Genomic DNA, 26,403 nt, shown 5'->3' on the forward strand with positions numbered 1-26,403 from the left:
CTATCGCTACGAACTCGACGCGTCGGGCATCGCTCGGCCTCCTGATCCGCGCGCCGCGCGTACCAGGAGTTCCGGACTGGACACCAACGCCTTGCGCCACGGAAGTACCCCGTCGATCTCGATCTGAATCGACAGGCTGAGCACGGTTCGAATCAGCACGATCATGCCCAGAACTGCGGCATCGGTCAGCGACGGTGAAGACGTCACAGTCTTGACCAGATCGGCTGCAACAAGGATCTCGAGCCCGAGAAGGATGACCGCGCCCATGGATTCGCGCAGAGTCCGAAACGCTGAACTACCGTCGCGCGTTCGAGACCACGCGCGTCCCGCGATCACAAATGCGAAGACGAACCCGAGAACCATGGCGACGACACCAAGTACTTCGAACCATTCGGTGACAAGCTCGAAGAACCTGATTTTGTCCATGGTCATGATTCTCGAGGTAACTCACCGATAAGTCGAGAGGACACGACGGTGTCAGCTGAAGATCCGCTCGATGTCGTCGAGCCGCAGCTGTGTCGCGCGAGGAGAATAGCCCGAGCCCCACAGGCTGTCGTCGACGTAGTGGACGTTCCCGGAGCGGACAGCGGGAAGCCGCTCCCACAGCGGGTTCGTCGCCAACTGGGCGCGGACGTCCTGCTGGTCCTGGAAAGCGCCGACGATGATCACGTCGCTGGTGACCTGATCGAGTTGCTCCGCGGAAAGTGTGCGCGTGAACTCCTCCGACGTGGCTCGATCACCGGGGAATCCGAGTGCGTCGAGAAGAGCGTCGACCTGGTTGTAGACAACACCGTTCTCGCCTGTGCGCAGGAGGGTTACCGACGGCAGCGAGCCGAGTGCCGAGAGTCGATCCTTGATTGCCAGGAGTCGGTCTTCCGTTCGCGCGTTCAATTCCGCGGCAGCGTCTTCGCGTCGGACCGCGACGCCCATCGAGGTGACCAACTTCTTCATCTCGTCCCACGTGAGGAACCCGTTGAAGCCGGCGAACACCGGAACACCGGTGGCCGAGAGTTCGTCGTAGGACTTTGCTGCATAAGCATTTCCGGCGGTCAGGAGCATGACGATCAGATCGGGCGACGCACCGATGATGGCTTCCTTGTTCCAGGTTCCGGCCGTGCCGAGGTTCGGGATGTTCGCGGCCTCCGGCATCGTCCGCAACACCGCATCGCTGCCCACACCTTCGAGACCGAAGAAGCCGCCGACGATCTTCTCCGGCGGCACACCGAGGTCGAGCACCGTCGCCATGGCGCTGACATGGGCGATGACCACCCGCTGGGGATCCGTCGGAATCTCGACGCTGCCCGTCTCGTCCTGCACGGTGACGAGACCTGCAGACTCCGAGCCGTTTTCGTCACTGCTGCACGCTGCCAGAAGCGTCGCGGCCGCCGCGCCGAGCCCGGCGCCGAGGAAACCCCGGCGCGTCAGCGCATCGACGATGCGGTTCCACTGCTCGTCAGCATCCAGTGCGGGGTCTTCGAGTGCGGGGTGCAGGCAAATCGAGTTCGACACAGTTCGGTCCATTCGTTCGGCAGTCGAGAATCTCCTCGATTGTGGCGATCGAACAGTCGAAACTGAACAGGATTTCGAGCCGACATCTATTGCTATCCGGTCATACCTTCTTGACGACACTCGACTTCAATTGCATCGGTCCGATGCCGTCGACTTTGCAATCGATGTCGTGGTCGCCGACGCCCTGAACGAGGCGGATGTTGCGCACTTTGGTACCCGACTTGATACCGGTGGGGCTGCCCTTCACCTTGAGTGTCTTGACCACCGTCACGGTGTCTCCGTCCGCAAGGACGTTTCCTACAGAGTCCTTCACCACTCCCGGACCCTCACCTGCACCATCGGCTGGTGCCCACTCGTGTGCGCAGGACGGGCACACCATCAGCGCACCCATTTCATAGGTGTATTCGCCGGTGCATTCGGGGCATGGGGGCAGGGTGTCTTCCACGCGGGTCATCCTATCCAGCCGGCGCGCGATTCCCATTTTGGCACTTCATGAACCGTTCTTGAGACAAATATTGCACTCGATGAAACTTTGCACTCTGTGCAAGTATGGATGAAATGGGAACCGAAACACTCGGATTGCGTGAACGAAAGCGAATTGCCACGAGGCAGTTGATCGAGCACACGGCGGTCGAACTCGTCCTCGGACTGGGCTACGACGAAGTGACCGTCGAGAAGATCTGCGAAGCCTGCAACCTGTCGACACGCACGTTCTTCAATTATTTTCCGACCAAGGACGCCGCAATCGGTGGGCTCATGCTCGTCGTGCCGAGCGAGACGACCATGATCACGCTGATCAACGAGCACCCCGACGATCCACTCCGAGGCGCGCTCGCGGTCTTCGAAGAGGCGATGCAGATCGTCGACGAGCGGCCCGACCTGCTCGCGCACAGACGCGAATTGTTCGAACGGCATCCCACACTCTTGCAACAGCACCTGGCCACGTTCCACGACCTGGAAGACACACTCACCAGACTCTTGACGCGCGAGCTGCGTGGGCGCCCCGACTATCGACAACTTCCGGCAGACACCGCCGCTGCAGACGAAGCCACCGCGACGGTCATCACAGCGGGCGCAGCGATGCGCTACGTCTTCCGAAAATGGCAGGGCAGCGAACGTGCCGGCCCCAGAACCGAACTGCTGGACCCTGCACTACTCCTGATGGCTCGAATTCTCCGATCCGCGAACTGATTTCGCCAGCCGTCACTGAACTAAGGAACTTCATGTCCACTCGAGAAGCTGCGACCGTCGACCCCGACGGCGCGCACACCGACACCGACGCCGCGCCAGACAAACGGTCGATCATCCTCGTTTTTGTCGGGTTGATGATCACCATGCTGCTGGCATCGCTCGATCAGATGATCTTCAGCACCGCGTTGCCCACCATCGTCGGCGAATTGAACGGCGTCAACCACATGGTCTGGGTGACTACGGCGTACATCCTCGCCTCGACCGTCATGATGCCGGTGTACGGAAAACTCGGTGACCTGATCGGCCGCAAGGGCCTCTTCATCGGCGCCATCAGCATCTTCATCGTCGGTTCGGTGATCGGCGGTCTGTCCCACGACATGACCACACTTATCGCTGGTCGCGCAGTACAAGGACTCGGCGGCGGCGGTTTGATCCTGCTGTCCCAAGCGATCATCGCCGACGTCGTTCCGGCCCGGCAACGCGGCCGATACATGGGTGCGATGGGCGGTGTGTTCGCGCTGGCTTCGGTTGCCGGTCCCCTACTCGGCGGCTGGTTCACCGAAGGCATCGGTTGGCGTTGGGCCTTCTGGATCAACATCCCCCTTGGCCTACTCGCCATCGCGAGCGCGATGGCATTTCTGCACCTGCGGAAGCCGAACCTCGGCAAGCCTCGCATCGATTATCTGGGCATGGTTCTCGTCGCGACGTCAGCGACATGTCTGATCCTGTTCACGACCTGGGGCGGAAACACCTACGCCTGGGGATCAGCCGTCATCATCGGGCTGATCATCGGCTGCGTCGTGACGGCAATGGCTTTTGTCTTCGTCGAGAAGCGTGCCGACGAACCGGTAATTCCGATGCATCTGTTCGCTCAGCGCAACTTCGTGTTGACCACAGTCGCCGGCCTGATCATCGGAATCGCCATGTTCGGCGCGCTCGCCTACCTGCCGACCTACATCCAGATGGTGACCGGCAAGAACGCCACCGAAGCAGGATTGATGATGATTCCCATGATGGCAGGCCTGCTTGTCGCCTCCATCGGTTCCGGCCAGCTGGTCAGCAAGACCGGCCGCTACAAGATCTTCCCCATCGTCGGAACGTCGATCGTCGCAGTTGCTCTGGTCCTGCTGTCGCGTCTGACGCCCTCGACTTCGCTGCTGGTCTTCGGTTGCTACATCGCACTCATGGGCATCGGGCTCGGCCTGGTCATGCAGATCCTGATCCTGATCGTGCAGAACACCTTTCCCGCCGCTGAAGTGGGAACTGCCACTGCGTCGAACAACTTCTTCCGTCAGATCGGTGCTTCGTTGGGCAGCGCGATCGTGGGCAGCCTGTTCGCCTCGCGCCTGACCAATCTGCTGTCCGAACGACTGCCGGCAAACGGAGGCGCAGCCGGTGGAGATGAGAACTCGTTGACACCGGGAATTCTCTGGAAGTTGCCGAGCCAGGTTCGCGAGATCATCGTCGGCGCATACAACGATGCGCTTGCGCCGATCTTCCTGTACCTCGTCCCCTTGGTCATCGCAGCGGTCGTCTTGTTGCTCTTCGTCAAGGAGAAGCCGCTCGCGACGACGATCGATCGATCGGCACCCCCGCTCGAGTAATTGACTATCGTGGCGTGATGTCGCACGCACCGAATACGCCCAGACGCACTCTCGCTGTTCTGGGCGTATTCGGCGTTGTAGTGGTTGTCGTTGTTGCCGGCGTATTTTGGTGGTTCGCCCGCGGCGACGACGCCCTTGCCGGCGAGAACCTCGACTCGTTCCCCACGGTGGACCACAGCACGCTGACCGCTCAGCAGAGTGCGCTGCTGACCGTCCTCGAACAGGAATGGGCATCGGGCAGTCCTGGCAGCAAATACGCCGAGGGTGTCGAAGAATCGTGGTGTGCCGATTTCGTGAGCTGGTCGATGAACCAGATCGGGACGCCCTTTTCGAACCCCAACTCCGGCTCGTGGCGCATCCCCGGGGTGTACACGCTGCAGGAGTACTACGAGTCGGTCGACGCATTTGTCCCCTACGGTCAGAACTACCAACCGAAGGTCGGCGACACGATCCTGTACGGCGACTCGAGCCCCTTCGGGCAACACGTCAACGTCGTTCTGATCAACGACGCCGGCACACTGACAACCGTCGGCGGAAACGAGAACAACAAAGTCATGCTTCACCGCATAGTGCCCTCGGAAGTTCCGGGAATCGTCGGGTTCGGTGTCCTCTGAGCCACCCCCCGCCGTCTTTGCGTGATGAAACTCCATTGATGTGGGCGGCGAGATTTCTGAATTGGTTTGACCGTTGGATGGAGCAAACGGATTCGAAATATTCGGATAATCCAGTGTTTCCGTCGTCGACAGATATTGATCCCAGGCGAAGGACCGGATCTGGCAACTAGATTCGTATCCAGCTGTCCCCTACCTCAGACAGGAATTCGATGCGCCCCGGTGAGCTGACCACCCTCGAGCAGTTGCAACTCATGGCCCGCGCGGCTGCTGCGCAGGCCATGAGTACTCCGTCGATGCTCCGACTCCGGCTCGGCCGCTACCCCACTCGGACACTCGAGCTGCGCAAACGCTCACTCCCCGACACCAAGCTGTGCAGCGAAGCGCTCGATCACGCCAAAGCCTCCCTCTCCCCCGCGGTCTTGAACCACAGCCTGCGCTGCTGGATCTGGGCCGACGTATTCGCGCAGATCGATGCGATCGAGTACGACCCAGAAGATCTCTTCACCGCGTGTGCGCTTCACGATGTCGGCTTGGGCGCAGAGGGATCGACCGAGCACGGGTGTTTCACCTACATCAGCGCCGCCGACGCGCAAGAACTCGCGACCCGAGTGGGCGCCTCGGAGAGGTCGACACAGCGAATCGGCGAAGCGATCCGTCTGCACATGGATCTGACTGTCGATCGCGATGCGGGCGCCGACGCCTATCTGCTGCACGCCGCAGCACATTTCGACGTTGCCGGTCGACGTGCACCAGAAGTACCGCGAGCAGCTGTTGATGCAGCAATCGCGGAGTACCCGCGAACCGGGTTCACCGACGAGTTCGCACAGTCGATGCGGCGCGAGGTCAAGCTCCGCCCGCTCTCTCGCGCGGCGACGCTCTGGAGATCGGGCATGGCACTGCCGCTCCGAACCAATCCCCTGGATTGGAAGAGCCGCTAGCTACGTCCAGTCCTCGAGCACCGCGGTTCGTGATCCTCCGACGTTCCCGGTATTCACCACGCCCACGGGTTCGATCAACATCACCTCCGCTTCCTCTTCGGCGATGGGACAATGTTCGACTCCGCGAGGTACAACGAACAATTCACCGGGCCCCAGCGAAACATCTCCGTCGCGCAGTTGGATTCGGATCTGCCCCTTTGTCACCAGAAACATTTCGTCGGTGTCGGCGTGGGTGTGCCAGACGAATTCTCCCTTTATCTTGACGATCTTGATCTCGTAGTCATTGAGTGACGCAATCTTCTTGGGTGACCAGTGCTCGGTGAACTGACCGAACTTCTCGCGGAGCGATATCGCTGTTGCCGAACTGTCCATGGTGTTCCTCCCTCTGGCTCGCCATCACTGCGACGACGAACCCGCACCACTCTTCGTCACCCGAGGCCGGTGCGTCTTGTACGTTTCTGACATGGATCCACACGGCGCACAGATCACCGCGTGGGCACCGGGCCTCGAGGGAATCACCGAGGTCTTTCATGCCGATTTTGTCGGCCACGCGTATCCGAAGCACACGCACGATCAGTGGTCGCTGATGCTCGTCGACCGCGGAACGATTGCGTACGACCTCGACCACCGAGCACACGGAGCGGCCCCTGAGATCGTGACACTGTTGCCGCCCGGCATCGCGCACGACGGAGTCCCGGTCACCGAGGCCGGATTTCGGCAACGAATCCTCTATCTCGAAACGTCAGTTCTCGGCGAGGAACTGGTAGGCCGAGCAGTCGACTGTCCCGAGATTCGCGACCCCCTGCTGCGCCACCGTATCGATCAGCTGCACTCGGCACTCGGCCCGCACGGCGAATCACTCGAGGCCGAAAGTCGCCTGGGGTTCCTCGGTGAAAGATTGAACGAAATCCTCACACCGCACGCAGGTCGAGTCCGTCACACTCCCACCGTCGACGAACGCGTTGCCGATCAACTTCGGGAGCTACTCGATGCGCGACTCACAACGGGGATCACGATGCGAGAAGCGTCGAGCATTCTGCAGCGGAACCCCACCTACCTGATCAAGAACTTCGCGACGCACTATGGCCTTCCGCCTCACAAGTACGTCACGGGACGCCGGATCGATCTGGCACGACGCGCAATCCTGGCGGGGCGCGAATTAGCGGATGTGGCCGTCGACGTCGGATTCCACGATCAAGCCCACTTGTCGCGACACTTCGTCAAGCACATCGGGGCGCCACCCGGCAGATACGCACTGAACGTGGCCGGCAGAGAGCGCTAGCCACAGCACCTGGCACCGGTTTCATCGAGCAGGCACTGTTTCCAGTCAGCTGGAGCCTGTGTGCACTGAATGAAAACGGTGTCAGGTCCAGCGATCAAGCCGCCGTCTCGAGGTCGACCAGCAAGAACTCCTCGCGCCGCGGCCCCCAGTCACGATCGGTCAACTGATACGAGCGCAACGCACGAGGTGCACGCGCCAACTCGTAGAAGCGCTCGGAGCCCGGCACGAACTGCGTCGTAGCCCAACCCCAATCTGCGCCGTGCGGAATCTTCGGGTCCGGCAGCATGTCGGACTCGATCGACATGAGCCGTAGGCGCCGAACTACTCCGGTCGTGGCGGCATCTGCGCCGAAATCTATCCACGCCTGACGCGCGTTTGGGTCGTCACGAGGAGTTCCGGCAAGTAGGTGCAATGCACCCGCGACTTCGGCAACCGCCCACCGGCGCGGGTTGTCGGCATTCCACGAGAGCCCCCAACGGACGGTCTCCCCCAATTCTGGAGGAACAAACCACCGAAAACGCAGACCGTCGACGATGACCGGGGTGATCATCGCGTCGAAGTTCGCCGACGCACCGACCACTCGACCGGCTCCACCGCATCGTCGAGCCCGAGAACCACGCGAGCTGCGTTACGTCCTTGATCGAACAGGGACTGGCGAACCGTAGTCAGCCCGGCGTCCGACGCCGCTGCGGTGTCGTCCCACCCGACGACCGCGACGTCGTCTGGCAACGCTAGGCCGAGTTCACGGATCGCGTCCAGCACCCCCAGAGCGAGTTCGTCACTCATCGCCAGGACTACATCGGGCCTTCGGCTCGCCGGAACGTCTAGGAGTAAGCGAGCCATTCGCGCTCCCTCGCTCCGCTCGTTGACGGTGACAACTCCAACTCGTACCGACGACCAGTCGAGCCCGGCGTCTCGAACTGCGCGCTCGTAGCCTTCGAGCCGATGGCGGGAAACCGGGAAGAACGCCTCACCCGGATCCACATCCATCCGGATCTCGGAGCGACGCTCACGATCCCACGGAAGGCTGATCACCGCGGGCCGCTGCGCCCCCGACAACCCGACCGCCGCAATAGCGGTCGCGCCGGCAACATCGTCCATCCCGACGAGATCCACACCCTCGTGCGCCGGCCCGCCTTGAATGCACGCGGGTTTTCCGGTGCCGACAATCGCGTCGAGGATCGGGTCGTCGAATACTGTCGTCCAGACGACAAAACCGTCTACCGCTGCGTCGCGAACTCTGTCGACGTCTCCGGGTTTCCCCGAGTTCGGCAGCATCATCAATCCGGCATTCGCGTCCAGGCAGGCGTCGGCGACGCCCGACAGGAATCGCCGGGCTACTGCGTCTTCGAAGGCGTACGTCAGCTTCTCGCTGAAGACGACCGCGATGTTGTTGAACTTGCCACTCCGCAACGACTGCGCCGCGCGGTTGGGGCCCGAGTACGCGAGCTCTTCCGCCGCCGCGAACACCTTGGCCCGCGTTGATTCCGACACGCGCTCGGGTTGCGCGAAGGAGTACGACACCGACATCACCGACACGCCTGCGGCCTTGGCGACGTCGGCCATCGTCGGTCGACTCGAACGCTGTGCACGTGTGGCCATGCGCATCAGCATAGCGAGTGCAGAATATCCATTGCGCAGGTGTGTATCGATACATGTATCGTTACACACCATGACCGCTCGACTGCCGAAGGCAACCACGCTACGGCTGATGACACTGGCCGGGGCAGCCTTCGCCTACGTGACGGCTGAAATGCTCCCCATCGGACTCCTCAGCGAAATATCGTCAGATCTCGACGTCACCGAAGGGCGTGTCGGCCTTCTGCTGACCTTCTACGCATACGGTGTCGCGGCCCTGACGCTTCCGTTGATCTCTGCAGTCAAATCCTGGCCGCGCCGACGCGTTGTCGTTTTGACCGTGGCCACCCTCGCGGTGTCGCAACTGGTCGCTGCGTTGGCCGTCAACTATCCGATGCTGGTGATCGGGCGGTTGCTCTGCGCTGCGACGCACGGCGTGTTCTGGGCAGTGGTTGCGCCGGTCGCAGCGACTCTGGTTCCGCGCGGACAGCAGGGCAAGGCCATCGCGATGGTGTACGCCGGCACGTCTCTCGCTTTTGTTCTCGGAGGTCCCCTGTCTTCGGCGATCGGCCAGTCCTGGGGTTGGCGGACCGCGTCGGCGGCAATCGGTGTGGTGGCAGTGATCATAACTTTCTCGCTGCATCGTGCGTTGCCGGAAATGCCGGTCGATCAACTCCATCGGAGCAAGCGAGACAAGCCGAAGCCGACACCGGAGATGAGACGGGCACTCGCCGTCATTTGTGCGGCGACGCTGTTTGCTGCGCTGGGGCAGTTCGCGTCGTACACGTTCTTCACGCTTCTGGTGGAGCAGAGCCTTGGCTCGTCCGGGGGGATCCGTACCGCGATGCTTCTGGTGTACGGCGCCGCCGGCGCAGTCGGGGTGTGGGTAGCCGGCAAGTACTACGACCGCCGACCGCGCCTCTTCACGCTCATCTCGATCGCGACGGTGGCAGGCGCGCTGGCCATCTTCTGGCTCTTGGCGCCGTCGATGGGAGCGTTCGCAGTTGTCGCCACGATCTTGTGGGGCGCGGCGTTCACCACCGTTCCGATCTGCCTACAGTCCTCGGTTCTGCGCGCCGTCCCGATTGGGACCGACCGTGCCTCCGCCGTTTACGTGGTCGTGTTCCAGATCGCGATTGCGACCGGCGCATTGCTCGGCGCCGCTGTCGTCGACGGTGGTGGGATCTCGCATCTGGCGGGAATCGGGGTCGCTTTGATGATCGGTTCGTTGGTGATAGTCGGGTTCGGCCGACGCGCATTTCCCCGCGAACCGCAGCGGTCCAGTCACTCCCCCACCGACGCGGCAGCCAGCCTCGCGTCGTAGATCAGGGTGTAGCGCCAGAACAGTCGCCGCTTGATCCGGCTACCTGGCAGATGCAGGGCGGCGGCGCGCCGGACGTCAGCCATCGACTCACCAGCTTCCGCGGTAGGAGCGGTCATCGACTTCAGCGGCTCCACCGCAACCTGTCGATGCTCGCGCACGCCGACGACGGGATTGCAGACGGCCGCCAACGCCGACAGGAGTCCGTCGGTCATGGTCGTCGATCGATAACACCCGACTACGACGAGCCGACCGCCCGGTTCGAGCAGGCCGCTCAGGCGTGTCATCGATTCTTCGAGTGGAAGATGGTGCAGCGCCGCGACGACGGTGATCGCGTCGTACCTCACCTCGGACGCGAAGTCGTCGAACCGCAGCGCTTCGATGATCACGTTCTCGTCGTCCGCAAACCTGGCGAGCACGGCGGCCGAGGTCGTGGGGTCGGGTTCGACGCCGACCACCACGTCGAACCGCGTACGCAGGAGGTCGATCAGATTGCCCGTCCCGCACCCCACGTCCAGGGCGCGACCGGACCTGGTTCCGCCCAGATTGCGCAGAACCCACCGTCCGTAGTGATCGTTGTGACTCCACGGATGGCGCCGGTTGAAACCGTCCAAGCGAGCAATCACACCCATACCCGACGGTATCAATCCCCGCCTCCGGAGCCAGCCGTCACAATCGCGGGTCGACCGGCTCCGATTCGAGAGCCAACACCGCGAACACCGCCTGGTGTGCGCGCCACAACGGTTCGCGGTCGACCAGCCGAGTCACCGCCTCCATGCCGAGCGCGTACTCGCGCAGCGCCATCGACTGCTTGTGCCCGAGGTTGCGATTGCGGAGCCGAGCAAGTGTCGACGGTTCGAGGTAGTCGGCGCCGTAGATCAATCGCAGGTACTCACGACCGCGAACCTTGATCCCCGGCTGAACCTTCGCGTTGTACCCGCGAGGTCCGTGAATCTGATTCGCCAGCGGTTTGACGACCATCCCCTCACCGCCCTCACCGGTGAGCGACTCCCACCACTTTTTCGCTTCGGACACCGAGTCCTCGGAGCCGAGATCGACCACCAGTCGACGTGTGGTGGTAAATCGATTCGGCTTTGCCTCGGCCAGGCGGTCCGCAATTGCGAGGTGCCATTCGTGATCCCGTTCCCCGTACGACCGGCCCTCGGTCGCCAACACCTGAAACGGAGCGATGGTGACTCCGTCCAGCCCGTTCGTCGGCCACACGTACCGCCGGTACGCCTCACCGAAGCGCTCGATACTCCCGGCCCGGACCGATGTCTGCTCGAACATTTCCGCCACGTCCAGACCCCGCGAACCGGCCTGCGCCAACACTGCCTCGCGGGCGGCGAGGTCAGTTCGCCCCGCCGCCGCAACCGACGCGTACTGCGAGCGCAGCAGACCTTCTGCTTTGACGTTCCATGGCAACAGTTCGCAGTCGAGGAGCAGCCAGTCGGTGTCCAACTCTTCCCACAACCCAGAGGATGTGACTGCGGCGGCGATGTCGTCGACCAACTTCTGAGTCAGCTCGTCGTCGAAGAACTGGCGGCCGGTGCGGGTGTGCACCATGCCGGTGAGCGCATCCGGTGCGTCGAAGCGGGACTGAGCAACCGATCGATCACGGCACACGAGCGCCACTGCCCGCGAACCCATGTGCTTCTCTTCGCAGATGACTTTTCCGATTCCGGCAGCCCGGTATGCGTCGAACGCGGTCGACGGGTGTTCCAGATAGTCGTCTGACTGGGCGCTCGCGCACGGCGCCATGGTCGGCGGTAGGTACCGCAGCCATTGCGGCGCGACCGCGAAGCGGCTCATCACTTCCAAGGCGCCGGCGGCGTTGTCGGTGCGCACGGACACCCGACCGCGGAGTTCAGTGTCGACGCCGGTCGTTTCGAGGACGTCGGCAAGATCGAGCACGTCTGGATCGCGAGTCGGCGGAGCCAGCGGCACGATCGGTTCGTACCAAACCTGCTCTGCCGGAACCGACACGATCTCGCGCTCCGGGTATCGAAGTGCGGTCAGAGATCCACCGAACACACAGCCGGTGTCAAGGCATGCCGTGTTGTTGATCCATTCCACCTCGTGGACCGGAGTGTGGCCGTAGAGGACCATCGCAGATCCTCGGTAGTCCTGCGCCCACGGGTATCGAACCGGCAAGCCGAATTCGTCCGTCTCACCGGTTGTTTCACCGTAGAGCGCAAAGCTCCGCACTCGGCCGGATGCCCTGTTGTGGTAGTCCTCCTTGAGACCGGCGTGCGCGACGACGAGTTTGCCGTCGTCCAGGACGAGGTGCGCCACCAACCCGTCACAGAAGTCGACGACGCTGTCGCGGAACTCCGCCGTCTCGGTGGCGAGCTGCTCGAGCGTCTCGGCCAGACCGTGACTCGCCGTGACCTTCTTGCCCCGCAGCGCTTTGACGAGTTTGTTCTCGTGGTTACCCGGAACCGCTATCGCATGTCCCGCCGCGACCATTCCCATGACCAGACGCAGCACACCGACCGAATCCGGTCCCCGATCGACGTAGTCTCCGAGGAAGACGGCAATTCGCCCTTCCGGCGGCACGGCATCGACAGCGCCGCCATCGGACCCGTAGTCGACGGTGTAGCCGAGTTTCGCGAGCAGCGTCTCGAGTTCACTGCGACATCCGTGGATGTCGCCGATGACATCGAACGGGCCACGCTCGACACGCAGATCGCTGCGGAGCGGGTGACGCGAGAACTCGGCTTCGGAAACCGCGTCCTCACCTCTGAGGATGTGAACCGAACGGAAACCTTCCTTGCCCAACCCGCGAAGCGAACGAGTCAACTGCTGGTGCTGGCGGCGAACGACATCGCGCCCGAACGTCCGATCGGCGCGAGCGTCGTTGCGTGCAGCACAGACCGATTCCGGGACGTCGAGCACAACTGCAACCGGTAGTACGTCGTGATCGCGAGCCAACGAAACGAGCCGCTTGCGCGCGGCGGGCTGGACATTGGTCGCGTCGATCACCGTCAGACGTCCGCGTCGCAGACGCTTGGCCGCGACGAACTCCAGCACTTCGAAAGCGTCGGACGTCGATTCCTGCGAATTCGGATCGTCACTGACCCATCCTCTGAAGGTGTCACTCGAAAGAGTTTCGTACTCACCGAAGTGACGTGCGGCAAAGGTCGACTTCCCCGAGCCACTGACGCCGATGAGTACAACAAGAGCGAGGTCTGGAATTTCGTACACCGTCATGACGTTCGTGCCTCCTTCGTGAAGATCGCCAATTGCGTCGGCCCGCCGAGGACCGGATCGATTGTTCCGACAAATTCGAACTCCACGGAATAGCCATGGGCTCGGGCTGTTCCGGTTGCCCAGTCGTCGAATTGAGTTCGGGAGAACTCGAACCGGTGATCCGGGTGCCTGAACTCTCCCTCTGCCAACGCCGGATACAGCACGTTGTAGTCGGCATTCGGGGTGGTCAGCAGCACATATTGCGGCGCTGCGTCCACGAAGACCGATCTGACCAAAGCCGGCAGGCGCGCCGCGTCGACATGCTCGACCACCTCCATCAGCACGGCTGCGTCAAAGCCTTTCAACCGTGCGTCGCGGTAAGTCGCGGACGACTGCATCAAAGACACACGTTCACGTTGGACGTCGGACATTTCGGTGAACTTCAATCTCCGCTGCGCACGCGTCAGTTCACGCGCGCTCACATCGACGCCGACAAGTTTGTCGAATTGCGCGTGGGGCATCAGCATCTCGATCAGTTTCCCTTCGCCACAACCGATGTCGACGATTGTTCGAGCATTCAGTCGCTGTAGCGTCGCCAGAACCGCTTCGACACGAAGCCGTGCCAGCGGCGGATCCGGGCGCGGCAGTTCGATCTGCACCTCCGCTTGTTCGGGAATCAATCGGTCGACTACCGATTCGACCAGGTCACGTCGACGCGCCAGGTAGCGGGACATGATCAGCGCGGAATCCGGATGCGAAGCCAACCACTCCCCGGCGACGCGGATCAACTTGTCCGCCTCGTCCGATCCCACCCAGTAGTGCTTCACGTCGTCGAGTACCGGCAACAGCACATAGAGGTGCCGAAGGGCGCTCTGCACGGTGTGTTCCCCGGTCAGTGTCAGCGACACGAAGTCGGAGTCTCCCCAATTCGGCAGGTGCGGATCAAGCTGCACCGGAGTGGCTGTCACGTCCCACCCCAGCGGCCCGAACAGACGACGCGGCAAGCCGGCATCGCCGCCGCACGGAACCACCGGAATCGAGACCGTCAACGCGAGTTCTGCCTCGACGAGTTCCGGATGCGCCTTGCACGTTCCTGCCAACGCGGTACGGAACAGCTTCGACAAAGCAACCGAGAGGATCGACGACGCCGCGTACGGTCGGTCGTTGACGTACTCCCCCAGCGAAAAGTTGTCGCCACTCTTGCCGCGTCGATACCTGCTCTGCACAAGTTCGATGGGGTCGACGTCCACAATCACTGCCACAGTTGTCTTTTCGGCCAAGGCTTCCGGGTACAGAACCGTGGCGGTGCCGATCGCCAAGTCGAAAGCTTGCACTCGGTCGGGATGTTTGTGCAGCAGGTAGCTCAACGCAGTCGCATCAGGAGTCTGCGAGGTCGGGGTGGTCGTCAGTTTCAGTAGCACCAGGCGAATGTAGCCCGGCATACGTCCGGAGCGCCTCCGATTTACGCGCCCCGCAGCAGTCAGAACCGCGCAGCAGTCAGAACAAGGTAAGAGCTGCTCCCGCACCTACCAGTTCACGTGGCGCTTCGCGCGATTGCTTGCCAGATGCATTGACGTCTCGATGCTCCGAACGACCACCCAACCCATGCCGCTCGACCAGTGGCTCGACGCGGCTTGCGAGCCAACGCTTGTATTCGGGGGTGACATACGCGCCCCGCCCGTACAGCTCGCGGTAGCGGCGGACGAGTGCCGGGTGTTCCTGAGCAAGCCAGTTCATGAACCAGCCCCGAGTACTGCCGCGCAGGTGCATCGGGAAGACCGTCACACTGGTCGCACCCGCCTCTGACAGTGCCTCGAACAGACCGTCGAGGTGACTGGCGGAATCGGTGAGGAACGGAATGACCGGCGCCACCATCACATTGCACGCGAATCCCGCGTCGGTGATGGCGCGGATCATCTCGAGGCGCGCACGCGGCGACGGTGTGCCAGGTTCGATCTGCTTCTGAAGTGCGGCGTCGTTGATCGCCAACGACACTCCGATTCCGACGTCGACCTGCTCCGACGCCATCTTCAACAGTGGCAGATCCCGCCGAAGCAGAGTTCCCTTCGTCAGGATCGAGAAGGGAGTTCCCGATTCGGTCAGCGCGCGAATGATGCCGGGCATCAAGCGGTATCGCCCCTCGGCTCGCTGATAGGGATCGGTGTTGGTGCCCAGTGCCACCGCCTCCCGTTTCCAGGACTTTCGCGCCAACTCCTTGCGGAGGACCGCGGCGATGTTCGTCTTCACGACCACCTGGGAGTCGAAATCCGCGCCGGCGTCGAGGTCGAGATACTCGTGGCTCGGTCTCGCGAAACAATATCGGCATGCGTGTGAGCAGCCACGAAAAGCGTTGACGGTGAAGCTGAACGGCAACGTCGACTCTTCGGGCATCTTGTTGAGCGCGCTCTTGCAGAGCACCTCGTGAAACGTGATTCCCTCGAACTCCGGAGTCTGCACGGAGCGAACCAACCCGGCCCGTTCGAGTCCGGGTAGCGCTCCGTCATCTGCATCCAATGCCTGACCCGACCACCTCATGGCCACAAGTCGAACACTTGTTCTAAGGTATGTCAAGATGGAGCAAATACCCGACCGTGCCTCACCACGGCCGGGAGTTTGTTGGCAGAATTCGGTGCATGTCGAACAGAATCAATATTTCGTCCGGTTCCGAATGGGAACCCAAGATCGGTTACTCCCGCGCCGTGCGCATCGGCAACCAGATCGCAGTCTCCGGCACCACCGCTCCTGGTGAGACCCTCACCGATCAGACACGCGCAGCGCTCGAAACGATCAAGGCAGCACTTGCCGAGGCCGGTGCCTCGCTCGACGACGTCATCCGCACTCGCATGTACCTTCGCGACATGACGCAGTGGGAGCAGGCCGCTCTCGCCCACGGTGAAGTGTTCGGCGAGATTCGTCCCGCCACGACCATCCTCGAGGTCAGCTCGCTGATCGACCCCGCTCTGCTCATCGAGATCGAGGCCGACGCGGTCCTCAGCTGATCGTCAATCCGGACGTTTGTGACAGTGGGCGCCTAGTCTGAGCCAATGAAACCGATGCGGCTGTATCCGTTGACGCTCGCGCTCGGCATCACCGTCACTTTCCTCTCGCCCGGCTCTGCACTTGCAGAACCGGGCGAGAGTTTTTCGACGGCTTGCGGCAGCCCGCTGAGCAATGCCGAGGTGGATCGGATTGCCGAACTCAGCGACGTCACGACGCAGAACGGCAGCGGGCTACCTCGCCTCGAGACGGCTGTCGAACGTCATCGGCAGATCACGTCGATCCTCGTCTCACACCACGATTGGCGAGGCCTGTTCTCCATCGGCCTCGACGCTGTCGAGCACGAGGCGGTAATGCCCCTGCAGCGAGATCCCGCAGCTTTCGACAATGACGACTGGGCCCATTCGGTCAGCTATGAATTGCTACGCAGGTACCTGGTGAACGTCCACGCGGAATTCACGGGTACCCCCATCGATCCGGCGTGGAGCAACTATTTCACTCTGACGCGTCAGTGCGACGCCAGTCCCGCGCGGGTCGCCATGGCCGGATACAACGCGCATCTCACCGTCGACCTCGCTCATGCCGTCGCCACATCCGGAACCACTGCGGAGGATGTTCCCGATTTCTACAAGATCGTCGATTCCATTGCCGTCAAGGGTGGTTCGATCGTGACCCTCACCAAGGCCGAGTACGACGCTGACCTCGGGCCGCTCTGGCGGTTCTACTTCGTCGGCGAAGGACTCGACCGGTTGGCCGGAAACTCGCAGCCCTCGGAACTGCTGCTCCGCGCAGCCGACAGCGGATACAACACCATCACACTGGCCAACGGGTTCGCCCTCCAGAATCCGCAGACCCGTCCTGGCGCCGAGCAGGAGATCGACGCACTCTGGCGCACCACGGATTCGGCTCTCGACGTACTCGCACGGCTCGGCGGTCTGTGACTTCTCACCCTCTGCCGACCTGAAACGGACACACCTGAGACAATGACCCCATGACGGGGCACTCGGCGGGGCAAGGCATGCAGGGTCCCGCCATGCGCCGGGTACGAGACCTGTTGCGCGGACCCGCAATTGTCTGCAGCGAACAGGCCACCATCCGTGAGGCCGCGAAGTTGATGACCGACGCGGGCCGCCGTGCTGTTGTGATCCCTACGGCTACAACCGGTTTCGGAATCTTCACCGAGGGTGACTTGCGAGCTCGCGTGGTAGTCGGTGGCGTCGACAGCAGTCAGCCGGTTTCGACGGTGATGACGCCGTCTGCGGTGACAGTCGCCCCTGATCGACTGGGCGCCGACGCGGTCACCGACATGCTCGAGTACGGATTGCGCCACCTCCCGGTCGTGACCGAGGCAGGCACGTTGATGGGCGTGCTCGAACTCAGTGACCTCCTGACTTCGGCGACCAATCAAGGTTTCGAACTGCGAGCAGCACTCGCCACGGCGCAAGACGACGCGCACCTCATCGAAACGGCCCGTGCCGTACCGGTTCTGGTGACGGAGTTGGTGGCGTCGCGAGTCTCACCGCTCGACATCGGTGCCACCCTTGCCGTCCTGATCGACGTCACAGTAAGGCGAGCCATCGAGTTGGTGGTAGGCGGCGACGAACGACCGGATTTCGCGTGGCTGTCGCTCGGCAGCGTCGCTCGGCGTGAGGCGCTCCCCTCTTCGGATATCGACAGCGCCCTGGTGTGGGGCGGCGAATCCCATCACGAGGGTGCCGACGCCGCGAAGCGCATCCACGACATCCTCGACCTCTGCGGGTTCCCACGCGACACCAAGAACGCCGTCGCCACCCAGGCCAGGTTTGCTCGAACGCTCCCACAATGGCGCACTGCGCTGCGGAAATGGGTCTCCAATCCGTATCAGGACCAAGCGCTGGTCATGTTGTCAATGCTGGCGGATGCGCGCGTCGTCGCGGGCGATCCATCGCTGGATCCTCGTCCTGCGGCGTTGGATCAACTGCGACTGCACCCGGCCGTGATGCGGCTACTGCTTCGCGAAGCAGTCGGCGACAAGGCCAAACTTCATTCGTTCAAAGACGTGGTGACGCGTCGGACCGGAACCGTCGACCTCAAAGCTAGCGCAGTCCAACCGATCGTGAACATCGCTCGATGGGCGGGGATTTCCGTGGGCGCCCGCACGAGTTCGACACTCGAACGACTCAAGGCTGCAGCGGGGAGCGGTTTTCTACTCGACGACGACGCCCAGGTGCTGATCGAGTCTTTCGAAGTCTTGCAGCAGATTCGCGTCCGCCACCAGACCGATCAGTTCTCCGCGGGTAGGCCGCCAACCGACGAGGTCGTGATTTCCGAACTCACACCACTCTCACGCAGCTTGCTGAGCAACGCGGTGCGCGAGGTCGCAGGTGTGCAGCGACGCCTCGAGTACGCCGCGTCCGCGTCGGCGCTACCCGACATCGACCCGTGAATCGCACTGCGCTCGAACAGGTTCTGGCCGCGGAGCGACTCGAAGGCTGGGATCCGAACGATGAGCAGATCGCGGAACTCGAAGCCGTCCTGATCGGGATGCTTTCTCGGCGTGAGTATTTCGAGCAGGAGCTGGCGCGGGCCGTCGGCCTCTCGTCAACGATTCCCCCGCGGATCCGCTGGCGACGATCAGCGCCGTACGTCTATCGCGGTACATCGGTACTCAAGAACAACTTCGACGTACGAGATCCCGCGGCACTGCAGTCGCTGGAATTTGCGGCGACCGCACTGCGTCTGGGCGAGGCACATCTCGGAGACGAACTGGTACCGCACACAGGCGACACTGTCGAACTTCTCCTCCTTCACCAGCATGTTTTCCAAGACCTGTACCAGTGGGCCGGCCACATCAGAACCGTCGACATCAAGAAGGGCGCGGCCACCTTCGCTCCGGTTTCCGCGATCCGGAACTACCTGTCCGAGGTGGAAGAGATCATCGCCGCCGTCGACTGGGCCACGCTCGATCGCGGCGCTACGTCGTTCGCGCTCGCGTCGGTGTACTCGACGCTCAATCATGCCCACCCGTTTCGGGAAGGAAACGGCCGAACCGGAACCCTCTTCCTGCATCGACTCGCCGCCGACACCCGGTATCAGCTCGACTTGTCGCCGGTGAGCAGAACCGAATGGGTATCGGCGTCGAGGGATTCTGCACCTTTCCGGCCCACCGGAACGCCGTCGCCGCGCCCGTTCATCGATCTGTTCAATCGCGCGCTGTCTCGCTGATGCGATCACCTGCCGCTAGTTCGCGTGGGGACTGAACACCTTTACTACTGGGTGAGCACCGCCTCCGACACTCTGGAAGCGGTGCTCACTCGGAGAAAAGGGTGCTCACTCGACCATCAACCGGGTAGCGAGAACTCCCCCGCATCCGACCAGCGCTGACGCTCGGCCCCGAACGCGACGGACTGCATCGCGCGGAACTCCTCGATGGAGCGCGAATTCGACGCGAGGAACTCCTGATGCTCGGCCAGGGAGAAACTTCCGTCCTCGATCTCGACTCCCCCGACGCGGCCGGCGGCGGTGTCCGCACGCAGATCCATCAACTCTTCCGGCTCGACGGGATACCAGGAGATCCGGTCGAAGAATCGCAGTAGCCAGGGAGTGCCTTCCTCGAACGGGCCCGACTTCGCGGGGTGGCGGTGATTCCACACCTGCGTCGTGCGTCCGACGAACTGGTACCCACCTGGGCCTTCCATGCCGTAGATGCAGAGGTAAGCCCCCCCGATCCCGACGGCGTTTTCCGGGGTCCACGTGCGGGCGGGGTTGTACTTGGTCGTGACCAGGCGATGACGCGGATCGAGCGGTGTCGCGACCGGCGCTCCGAGGTAGACGTCGCCGAGGCCGAGCACCATGTACTCGGCACCGAAGACGGTGTCGAACACGTCGTTCACGGATTCGAGACCGTTCATCCGGCGGATGAACTCGATATTCCACGGGCACCACGGCGCATCGGCGCGAACGCCGTGCATGTACCGCTGGATCGCTTCGCGCGTTGCCGGGTCGTCCCACGAAAGTGGCATCCGCACAGTGCGACTGGGCACAACAAGTTCGTTGGCTGCGGGCAAGGTGTCCTCTGCCTCGGCGAGCATTCCCATCAGTGTGTGGACGGGTAGGACATCCGGGTCGACGCGGACCTGCAGACTGCGGATTCCCGGTGTGAGATCGAGTAGTCCGGCCGGTTTCTCGAGTTCGAGTCGCTGATGCAGCGCGTGTGCACGCGCACGCAGGGCCAGATCGAGATTCATGTCGCCGTATTCGACCAACACGTTGTCGTCACCCGAGCGGCGATACGTCACCGGGGTGTCGCCGTCGCGGCGGGCGATGACGCCGTCGTCGCCGTCACCGCCGGTGGAATGCACAATCGAACTGGAGGCTCGACGCGATACTCCCAGGTCACGGCGCGAGGCCGCCCGTTCGGCACGAACCGGTACGAAGCGAATCTTGTTGCCGGGAGCCAACTGTCCGAGCTTCCATCGATCGGCGGAAACGACCGTGATCGGGCAGACGAAGCCGCCGAGGCTCGGTCCGTCGGGTCCGAGGAGGATGGGTGTGTCGCCGGTGAAGTCGAGTGCACCGATCGAGTACGCGTTGTCGTGAATGTTCGACGGGTGAAGGCCCGCTTCGCCTCCGGTGGTTCGGGCCCAGTCGGGTTTCGGCCCGACCAACCGGACTCCGGTGCGGTCGGAGTTGAAGTGGACCTCGTACTCGGTCGCGTACAGAGTGTCGATGTCGGAGCGGGTGAAGAACTCCGGCGCCCCGTGCGGGCCCTCGGTCACCGCGAGTTCCCAGCACGTGTGTATCGCCGGAACATGCTCGGCGGGAACAGCTCCCGCTGCGCCGGTCGCCTGTCCGAGTTTGAGAACGTCTCCTGCACGCAGGGTCCGGCCTTCGTGTCCACCGAACCTACCCAGGGTGAAGGTCGAGGCGCTGCCGAGATAGTCGTCGGTCTCGATTCCGCCCTGTACGAGTACGTAGATGCGCAGTCCCGGACCGCTGACCGTTCCGACGTCGAGCACCGCTCCAGCGGGGACGAAAACCGGTCGCCACTGACCGTGTGCGATGCCGTCGACGGTCACCGACACCGGGGCTCCTGTGACGCACACCGTGGTGTCTTCGTCAAAGGTCATCGCAGGTCCGGCCATTGCGCATTCGATTCCCGGAGCGCCTTCAGGATTTCCGAGTGCGGTGTTTCCCAACCGAAACGACAGGTCGTCCATCGGGCCCGATGGAGGGACTCCGATCTGCCAATATCCAACCCGTCCGGGATAGTCCTGAACCGTCGTCAAAATTCCGGGACGCACGATGGTCAGCTTTGCGTTCATTCGTCTGCTCCCGGCCGTGTGACGATCATGCGGACGGCCGTCGGATCGAAGCCGTTGCACGGGTTGTTGATCTGCGGGCAGTTGGACACGAGGGCAAGCGCGTCGCGTTCGGCACGCAACGCGAGCCGCTTTCCCGGCGCCGACAGTCCGTCGACGATGCCGAGCGTGCCGTCGGGGTCGACCGGGACGTTCATGAAGAAGTTGATGTTGGACACCAGGTCCCGTTTACCGAGCCCCCATTTGGCGCCCTCTACGAGGAAGTTCTCGACGCACGCGTGCTGATGCTTGGTGTGGTGGCCGTATCGCAACGTGTTCGATTCCTGAGAGCACGCGCCGCCGACCGTGTCGTGGTTTCCGACCTCGTCCGCAACAAGTGTCATGAGCGGAGTTCCGTCGTCACTGCGGAGCACGGAGCCTGTGGTCAGAAACAGATTCCGCTGGGCGGCGACAGTCGCTGCTGCCGAGTACCGAACGCTGTGATCGTCACCGGCGTAGACGAGTGTGTCGACGGCTTGATTTCCGTGCAGATCGACGATGGTCAGGACGTCACCGGCACGAACGAGCGCTGACCACGGCCCGAACGCGTCAGCGATCTCGTCGAGGATCACCGTTCCGGGAACGAGGGCGGGGACATCCAAGGTGGTGGTCATGCGATCTCCTCCAGGTTCGAAGCTGTCCAGGCGTCTTCGGTATTGAGCACTGCGCGTTGATATTCCGGCCCGCGAACGACGAGGCTGTTGAGTTCGTCGGCCGCATTCCACGCGAGCACTTCGAGGGACGTGGTGGGAAACTCCGACGCCGGGTCGAGTGGGTGCGCGGTGTTGGCGATCATCACGATGACGGGCAGGTGGATCAGAAGGTCAACCGTTGCACCTGCTCCGGCGGATCCGGTGCTGGTGAGAGCGCCGTCGGCCTCGACGCGCACACCGTGGAAGAACGACAACGGAGGCGCTATGTCCTGGGGCCCGAGTCCGTTCTTCGCGGCAGCCACGGTGAAAAGTTCGCGTCCGGCGGGTGAGGCACTGTGCAACGAACCCTGACCGTATTTCGCCTCGTTGGTGGCGCGCGATGTCGTTCCACAGAACGCGTCGTGGTGACCCGAGGTGTCTGCGACGACGGTCGCGAGTACTCGCCCCTGATCGGAGAGCAATGGGTGCCCGACGCCGAGATACGCCTGCCACGGCACCTTGACGGTATCGGCGACGTTGAGCCGCTCCCAGGGAGCGTCGGCGCGGTAGAGCAAGACATTGGCGCAGGCGCTGCCAACGACGTCGCGAAGTCGCAATCGCGTTCCACGGGCGAGAACCTTCGTCGTGTATCGCCCACCTGGCACCGTTTCAGCCCAGGTCAGACGCTCCGAGGCGACGTCCTCGGGTGGGTTCGGCCAGCGGGTTGCCGGCAAGACGGGCATGGAATCGGTGATCGTTCCGGCTTGGGACCGGGCGTGCTCGCGGGCTCCGGCGGTGGTCTGGGTAGTCATGGTCAGGCTCCGATCGTGACGGGATTCGGCGTGGCGCGGCCGCGCGGGAAGCAGGCGACGCCAAGCCCGACGACCAGCGCAATCGTGATGGGGGCAGCCCACTGCAGGACGGGATATTCGCCGGTGGGATTGAAGATCTCGGCCCGCGGCCAGGACAGGTTGATCACCATCAGTGCGCCGTACACCACCGCCGCGATATTGACAGGCACTCCCCAGATACCGAGGGAGAACAGCTTTTCACCTTCGGCATCGAACTTGGGGCCGGCAGCGGTGCGCGGCCATCCCTTGAGCCGCTGAACCAACAGCGGCACAGTCACCATGAGGTAGGCCAAGTAGATCAAGATGATGCACACGCTGGACAGGGTCGCGAAAATTGCCGAGTTGCCCACGTTGACGGCCAGAACGGCAATGCAGATCAGGCCGATGAGGATGGACGGTGCGATAGGTGTTCCGGTGCGGGGGTTCACCTTTGCCAGGATCGGCGAGGCCGGCAGACGCCCGTCGCGCGCCATGGAGAACATGAGCCGCGATGCTGCGGTCTGAATTGCCAAGGTGCATACGAACACTGCGATCGCGACGTCGACCAGCAGCACTGTGCCCCACGGCGAACCCAGGATAGACGTCAGTACGTACGGCAAACCTTCCGTGGCCAGGCGACCGTCGGTGAGCGAAGGCGCCGCCATCAACGCGCCGAGGATCATCAAGCCGCCACCGAGTGCGGACGCAGAGAGTGCAAGACGGATCGTGCGGGGTGCAACGCGTCGGGGATTGCGGGTCTCCTCGGCCAGTTCCCCTGCCGACCCGAATCCGACCATGACGTAAGCGGCCATCAGTCCGGACATGATCCACGCCCAGGCGTATCCGGGCTGACCGCCGGCACTGCCGGTGTCGAAGACGACGTCCGGTCCGCGCTGAGCGTGGGTGAAGAACATCCCGACCACAGCGATGACACCGACGATTTCGCAGGTCACACCGATATTGTTGATACGCGACATCCAGTTGACGCCGATGCAGTTGATGAAGGTGGTGAGGACCAGAAGTACCGAACCGAGCAGCACGGCATTTGCAGCGCCGCTCGAGGAGGTGAGCGCGCTGTCCTCGCCGATGATCTGGAACCCAGTCCACACACTGGGGAGCACAACTTGCAAGGCGATGGCGGCAGCCGACGCGGTGACGATCTGAGCGAGAATCATGAACCACCCGGCGAACCAGCCGACGATCTCACCGCCCATTCGCCGCGACCACTGGTAGATGGCACCCGAAATCGGATATCTGGCAGCAAGTTCCGCGAAGTTGAGCGCGACCATGAACTGTCCGATGAAGACGACCGGCCAGGTCCAGAAGAAGGCCGGTCCCGCGAAACCGAAACCGAGACCGAACAATTGGAAGATCGTGGTCAGAATGGAGACGAAGGAGAAGCCCGCGGCAAACGACGCGAATTTTCCCAGCGATCGATGCAGCTGCTGCTCGTAGCCGAACTCCGCGAGGTCGCCGTCGTCGTGAGGTGAAGATGCGAGCGCGGATGCGGTTGTGGGCTGCGCAGCCGGGGTGGTTGCACTCAACGGCGTACTCCTTCGGCGAAGCGATTCAGAGGCGAATAACTGTCGATTGATAGTTTTCGCGAAATCCACTCGCCGCAGGTGACGCCCGCGTATACGATTCGCCCGATTCTGTAACAGGCTCGTTGAGTACGTTTCGAGCACGTGACCAAATGCTCACAGGGACGTCCACCCCGCATGTAAGGCCTCAGCCTGCCACTATGGAAGGCGTGACCAACGCCGGCCCCGGACGACCCCGCCTGACCGCTCGCCGACGCCCGGGCGGGACCGCCCGCGCGGAGATCTTGGATGCAGCCGCTGAACTGTTCACCACCCGAGGCTTCGCCGCGACGTCCACACGCCACATCGCCGAAGCAGTAGGGATGCGTCAGGCGTCTCTGTACAACCATTTCGCCACGAAAGACGACATCCTGGTTGCGCTACTCGCCGACACGGTGACTCCGGCGCTCGACTTCGCAGAGAATCTCAGGCCGCTCGACGCCTCACCCGAGATGAAGCTGTACGCACTTTCGTACATCGACGCGGCGCAACTGATCACCGGACGGTGGAACCTCGGCGTCCTCTACCTCTTGCCGGAGCTGAGAAGCGACCGGTTCATGTCTTTCCGAGCCGATCGCGATCGGCTTCGCGAGCAATACCGGACACTCGCCCAGGCAGTGCTCGCCGCGATTGGCGATCCGGCATCGACTCTGGCCGAGCTTCCGTTTCGCCTGGTCGAAAGTGTGATCAGCGCGCGAGCCGACGCGCTCGAAGGAACGCCGATCCCCGACGCCTCCGTCATCGCCGGGTCGGCGCTGCACATTCTGGGGTGGCGCCAGGATCTTGCTCCTCTCCACACGGAAGCGGCGGAGCTCATTTCGAACGCAGAAACGCCGAAATTGTCCGGAGCTGAATCAGCTCCGGACAATTTCGACGCAATCAGGCACCGGCGGCCACGAGACTAGACCGAGAGGGACTGTCCCGGGAAGATCAGGTTGATGTTCGGGACCTGGCTGGCGAGGTTCTCGAGCGAGATGCCGTGTGCAGCAGCGATCTTCGACAGAGTGTCGCCTGCCTTGACCACGTAGTTGCCGCTTCCGGTGCTTGCTGCCGGAGCCGACTCGACGGAAGCCTCAGCGGTGACGGGGGCTGCTGCGGCCTCGTAGTTGCCTGCGGTGGTGCCGGTGGTCAGGTACTGACCGCAGACGGGCCATGCGCCGACGCCCTGGCCTGCGAGAACGTTCTCGGCGACACGGATCTGCTCGGACTGGCTGGCGTTGGCAGCGTTGCCGGATCCGCCGAATGCGTTCCAGGTGCTCTGCGTGAACTGCAGTCCGCCGTAGAAGCCGTTGCCGGTGTTGGCGGCCCAGTTGCCGGAGGACTCGCAGTTGGCGACTCCGGACCAGTCGTGGCCGGCTGCCGACGCGGTGCCGGTGCTCATGGCGAGCGGGATCGCGACGACTGCGCCTGCGGTTGCAACTGCGCCGAGGGCGCGCTTGAAGGTGATGCTGGTCATTGGGTAAATCCTCTCCGCCACCGCGGACGACGTCGGCCCGGACGCTTTCACGTCTCGTCGATCGACTCGCCTGTTTCACTCCTGCCCCGCGAAGGTTTCGGGAGTACCGGACCCGCGGGGCAGAAGCACGCAGTTGCGGGTCGGTGTTTGCCCGGTAGTTTCGGGCTGTCAACGACCGTAGGCGATGGTCACGGATTGGTCACGGGGCAGTTTTCCAGCACTGCCGTACCAGAATCTGCGAAGAATCGGGCAATAGCCGCAGGTCAGCTAGTTGATTCGAGCTTCAACCATACCGATCGTTATCCGTCCGTTATGTGGCAACCGTCACGGTAATCTTGTG

Annotated in this window: 26 protein-coding genes; 11 read left to right on the plus strand and 15 right to left on the minus strand. The window is 62.8% G+C overall.

Annotated elements, in window-relative coordinates:
* Nucleotides 1–6 precede the first annotated feature (6 nt).
* The 3 genes from ACFQ6H_RS18825 to ACFQ6H_RS18835 form a co-directional block, all read right to left on the minus strand.
* Nucleotides 7–426 carry a DUF1622 domain-containing protein gene (locus ACFQ6H_RS18825; RefSeq protein WP_378544393.1) on the minus strand — a complete coding sequence of 140 codons (420 nt, stop codon included), beginning with the start codon at nucleotides 424–426 and terminating at the stop codon, nucleotides 7–9.
* A gap of 51 nt (nucleotides 427–477) precedes the next feature.
* Nucleotides 478–1,509: an ABC transporter substrate-binding protein gene (locus ACFQ6H_RS18830; RefSeq protein ID WP_378647842.1), complete on the minus strand. Its 1,032-nt coding sequence runs from the start codon at nucleotides 1,507–1,509 to the stop codon at nucleotides 478–480.
* A gap of 100 nt (nucleotides 1,510–1,609) precedes the next feature.
* Nucleotides 1,610–1,963: a zinc ribbon domain-containing protein YjdM gene (locus ACFQ6H_RS18835; RefSeq protein ID WP_378647843.1), complete on the minus strand. Its 354-nt coding sequence runs from the start codon at nucleotides 1,961–1,963 to the stop codon at nucleotides 1,610–1,612.
* A gap of 104 nt (nucleotides 1,964–2,067) precedes the next feature.
* On the opposite strand from ACFQ6H_RS18835, the gene ACFQ6H_RS18840 reads away from it, so the two are divergent.
* The 4 genes from ACFQ6H_RS18840 (at nucleotide 2,068) to ACFQ6H_RS18855 (ending at nucleotide 5,856) form a co-directional block, all read left to right on the plus strand.
* A complete protein-coding gene (locus tag ACFQ6H_RS18840; protein WP_378533195.1) occupies nucleotides 2,068–2,700 on the plus strand; it encodes a TetR/AcrR family transcriptional regulator in 633 nt (210 codons plus the stop codon).
* A 32-nt stretch (nucleotides 2,701–2,732) separates the two neighbouring features.
* Complete coding sequence (locus ACFQ6H_RS18845) at nucleotides 2,733–4,304, plus strand: MDR family MFS transporter (protein WP_378647845.1); 1,572 nt, start codon at nucleotides 2,733–2,735, stop codon at nucleotides 4,302–4,304.
* A 17-nt stretch (nucleotides 4,305–4,321) separates the two neighbouring features.
* Nucleotides 4,322–4,918 carry a CHAP domain-containing protein gene (locus ACFQ6H_RS18850; RefSeq protein WP_378647847.1) on the plus strand — a complete coding sequence of 199 codons (597 nt, stop codon included), beginning with the start codon at nucleotides 4,322–4,324 and terminating at the stop codon, nucleotides 4,916–4,918.
* 209 nt (nucleotides 4,919–5,127) lie between these two features.
* Entirely contained in the window at nucleotides 5,128–5,856 is a 729-nt protein-coding gene (locus ACFQ6H_RS18855) for an HD domain-containing protein (protein WP_378647849.1), read from the plus strand.
* On the opposite strand, the gene ACFQ6H_RS18860 is transcribed toward ACFQ6H_RS18855, so the two are convergent.
* On the minus strand, nucleotides 5,857–6,228 hold the full coding sequence (locus ACFQ6H_RS18860; protein ID WP_378544411.1) for a cupin domain-containing protein: 372 nt from the start codon (nucleotides 6,226–6,228) through the stop codon (nucleotides 5,857–5,859). It abuts the gene before it with no gap.
* Nucleotides 6,229–6,319: 91 nt separating this feature from the next.
* On the opposite strand from ACFQ6H_RS18860, the gene ACFQ6H_RS18865 reads away from it, so the two are divergent.
* Nucleotides 6,320–7,138, plus strand: a complete 819-nt coding sequence (locus tag ACFQ6H_RS18865) for an AraC family transcriptional regulator (RefSeq protein WP_378647851.1) — start codon at nucleotides 6,320–6,322, stop codon at nucleotides 7,136–7,138.
* A 94-nt stretch (nucleotides 7,139–7,232) separates the two neighbouring features.
* Here the strand turns inward: ACFQ6H_RS18865 and ACFQ6H_RS18870 are convergent, their stop codons facing one another.
* Complete coding sequence (locus tag ACFQ6H_RS18870; protein ID WP_378647853.1) at nucleotides 7,233–7,718, minus strand: hypothetical protein; 486 nt, start codon at nucleotides 7,716–7,718, stop codon at nucleotides 7,233–7,235.
* On the minus strand, nucleotides 7,685–8,740 hold the full coding sequence (locus tag ACFQ6H_RS18875; protein WP_378647855.1) for a LacI family DNA-binding transcriptional regulator: 1,056 nt from the start codon (nucleotides 8,738–8,740) through the stop codon (nucleotides 7,685–7,687). Before ACFQ6H_RS18875 ends, ACFQ6H_RS18870 begins: the two co-directional genes overlap by 34 nt.
* A gap of 70 nt (nucleotides 8,741–8,810) precedes the next feature.
* On the opposite strand from ACFQ6H_RS18875, the gene ACFQ6H_RS18880 reads away from it, so the two are divergent.
* Nucleotides 8,811–10,040, plus strand: a complete 1,230-nt coding sequence (locus tag ACFQ6H_RS18880; protein WP_378647857.1) for an MFS transporter — start codon at nucleotides 8,811–8,813, stop codon at nucleotides 10,038–10,040.
* Here ACFQ6H_RS18880 and ACFQ6H_RS18885 read toward each other — a convergent pair.
* The 4 genes from ACFQ6H_RS18885 to ACFQ6H_RS18900 are packed head-to-tail and all read right to left on the minus strand — an operon-like array spanning nucleotide 10,001 to nucleotide 15,764.
* Entirely contained in the window at nucleotides 10,001–10,669 is a 669-nt protein-coding gene (locus tag ACFQ6H_RS18885; protein WP_378647859.1) for a class I SAM-dependent methyltransferase, read from the minus strand. The genes ACFQ6H_RS18880 and ACFQ6H_RS18885 overlap by 40 nt on opposite strands.
* A 37-nt stretch (nucleotides 10,670–10,706) precedes the next feature.
* Nucleotides 10,707–13,250 (minus strand): polynucleotide kinase-phosphatase, encoded by a 2,544-nt coding sequence (locus ACFQ6H_RS18890; protein WP_378647861.1) that lies wholly within the window; start codon nucleotides 13,248–13,250, stop codon nucleotides 10,707–10,709.
* Entirely contained in the window at nucleotides 13,247–14,671 is a 1,425-nt protein-coding gene (locus ACFQ6H_RS18895) for a 3' terminal RNA ribose 2'-O-methyltransferase Hen1 (RefSeq protein ID WP_378647863.1), read from the minus strand. The genes ACFQ6H_RS18890 and ACFQ6H_RS18895 overlap by 4 nt, the downstream gene beginning before the upstream one ends.
* 55 nt (nucleotides 14,672–14,726) lie before the next feature.
* On the minus strand, nucleotides 14,727–15,764 hold the full coding sequence (locus ACFQ6H_RS18900; protein ID WP_378647865.1) for an Rv2578c family radical SAM protein: 1,038 nt from the start codon (nucleotides 15,762–15,764) through the stop codon (nucleotides 14,727–14,729).
* Between the two features lie 98 nt (nucleotides 15,765–15,862).
* Between ACFQ6H_RS18900 and ACFQ6H_RS18905 the strand changes: the two genes are divergently transcribed.
* Genes ACFQ6H_RS18905 through ACFQ6H_RS18920 form a run of 4 tightly spaced genes read left to right on the plus strand, consistent with a single transcriptional unit; the run spans nucleotide 15,863 to nucleotide 19,430 of the window.
* Complete coding sequence (locus ACFQ6H_RS18905; RefSeq protein WP_019748335.1) at nucleotides 15,863–16,228, plus strand: RidA family protein; 366 nt, start codon at nucleotides 15,863–15,865, stop codon at nucleotides 16,226–16,228.
* A 54-nt stretch (nucleotides 16,229–16,282) separates the two neighbouring features.
* On the plus strand, nucleotides 16,283–17,167 hold the full coding sequence (locus ACFQ6H_RS18910; protein ID WP_378647895.1) for a DUF5995 family protein: 885 nt from the start codon (nucleotides 16,283–16,285) through the stop codon (nucleotides 17,165–17,167).
* A gap of 50 nt (nucleotides 17,168–17,217) precedes the next feature.
* On the plus strand, nucleotides 17,218–18,651 hold the full coding sequence (locus ACFQ6H_RS18915) for a putative nucleotidyltransferase substrate binding domain-containing protein (protein ID WP_378647867.1): 1,434 nt from the start codon (nucleotides 17,218–17,220) through the stop codon (nucleotides 18,649–18,651).
* A complete protein-coding gene (locus ACFQ6H_RS18920) occupies nucleotides 18,648–19,430 on the plus strand; it encodes a Fic/DOC family protein (RefSeq protein WP_378647869.1) in 783 nt (260 codons plus the stop codon). The genes ACFQ6H_RS18915 and ACFQ6H_RS18920 overlap by 4 nt, the downstream gene beginning before the upstream one ends.
* A 116-nt stretch (nucleotides 19,431–19,546) precedes the next feature.
* On the opposite strand, the gene ACFQ6H_RS18925 is transcribed toward ACFQ6H_RS18920, so the two are convergent.
* From ACFQ6H_RS18925 to ACFQ6H_RS18940, 4 genes are read right to left on the minus strand one after another with little or no spacing between them, the layout of a single operon-like run.
* Nucleotides 19,547–21,529 carry a 5-oxoprolinase/urea amidolyase family protein gene (locus tag ACFQ6H_RS18925; protein ID WP_378647871.1) on the minus strand — a complete coding sequence of 661 codons (1,983 nt, stop codon included), beginning with the start codon at nucleotides 21,527–21,529 and terminating at the stop codon, nucleotides 19,547–19,549.
* Nucleotides 21,526–22,179: an urea amidolyase associated protein UAAP2 gene (locus tag ACFQ6H_RS18930; RefSeq protein ID WP_378647873.1), complete on the minus strand. Its 654-nt coding sequence runs from the start codon at nucleotides 22,177–22,179 to the stop codon at nucleotides 21,526–21,528. Before ACFQ6H_RS18930 ends, ACFQ6H_RS18925 begins: the two co-directional genes overlap by 4 nt.
* Entirely contained in the window at nucleotides 22,176–23,009 is an 834-nt protein-coding gene (locus tag ACFQ6H_RS18935; RefSeq protein ID WP_378647875.1) for an urea amidolyase associated protein UAAP1, read from the minus strand. Before ACFQ6H_RS18935 ends, ACFQ6H_RS18930 begins: the two co-directional genes overlap by 4 nt.
* Nucleotides 23,010–23,011: 2 nt before the next feature.
* Nucleotides 23,012–24,571: an amino acid permease gene (locus ACFQ6H_RS18940; RefSeq protein WP_378647877.1), complete on the minus strand. Its 1,560-nt coding sequence runs from the start codon at nucleotides 24,569–24,571 to the stop codon at nucleotides 23,012–23,014.
* 197 nt (nucleotides 24,572–24,768) lie between these two features.
* On the opposite strand from ACFQ6H_RS18940, the gene ACFQ6H_RS18945 reads away from it, so the two are divergent.
* Nucleotides 24,769–25,512: a TetR/AcrR family transcriptional regulator gene (locus ACFQ6H_RS18945; RefSeq protein WP_378647879.1), complete on the plus strand. Its 744-nt coding sequence runs from the start codon at nucleotides 24,769–24,771 to the stop codon at nucleotides 25,510–25,512.
* Here ACFQ6H_RS18945 and ACFQ6H_RS18950 read toward each other — a convergent pair.
* Nucleotides 25,509–26,063: a transglycosylase family protein gene (locus ACFQ6H_RS18950; RefSeq protein ID WP_019748325.1), complete on the minus strand. Its 555-nt coding sequence runs from the start codon at nucleotides 26,061–26,063 to the stop codon at nucleotides 25,509–25,511. The genes ACFQ6H_RS18945 and ACFQ6H_RS18950 overlap by 4 nt on opposite strands.
* Nucleotides 26,064–26,403 lie beyond the last annotated feature (340 nt).

This window comes from Rhodococcus sp. NPDC056506, assembly GCF_042794945.1.
Taxonomy (GTDB): domain Bacteria; phylum Actinomycetota; class Actinomycetes; order Mycobacteriales; family Mycobacteriaceae; genus Rhodococcus_F.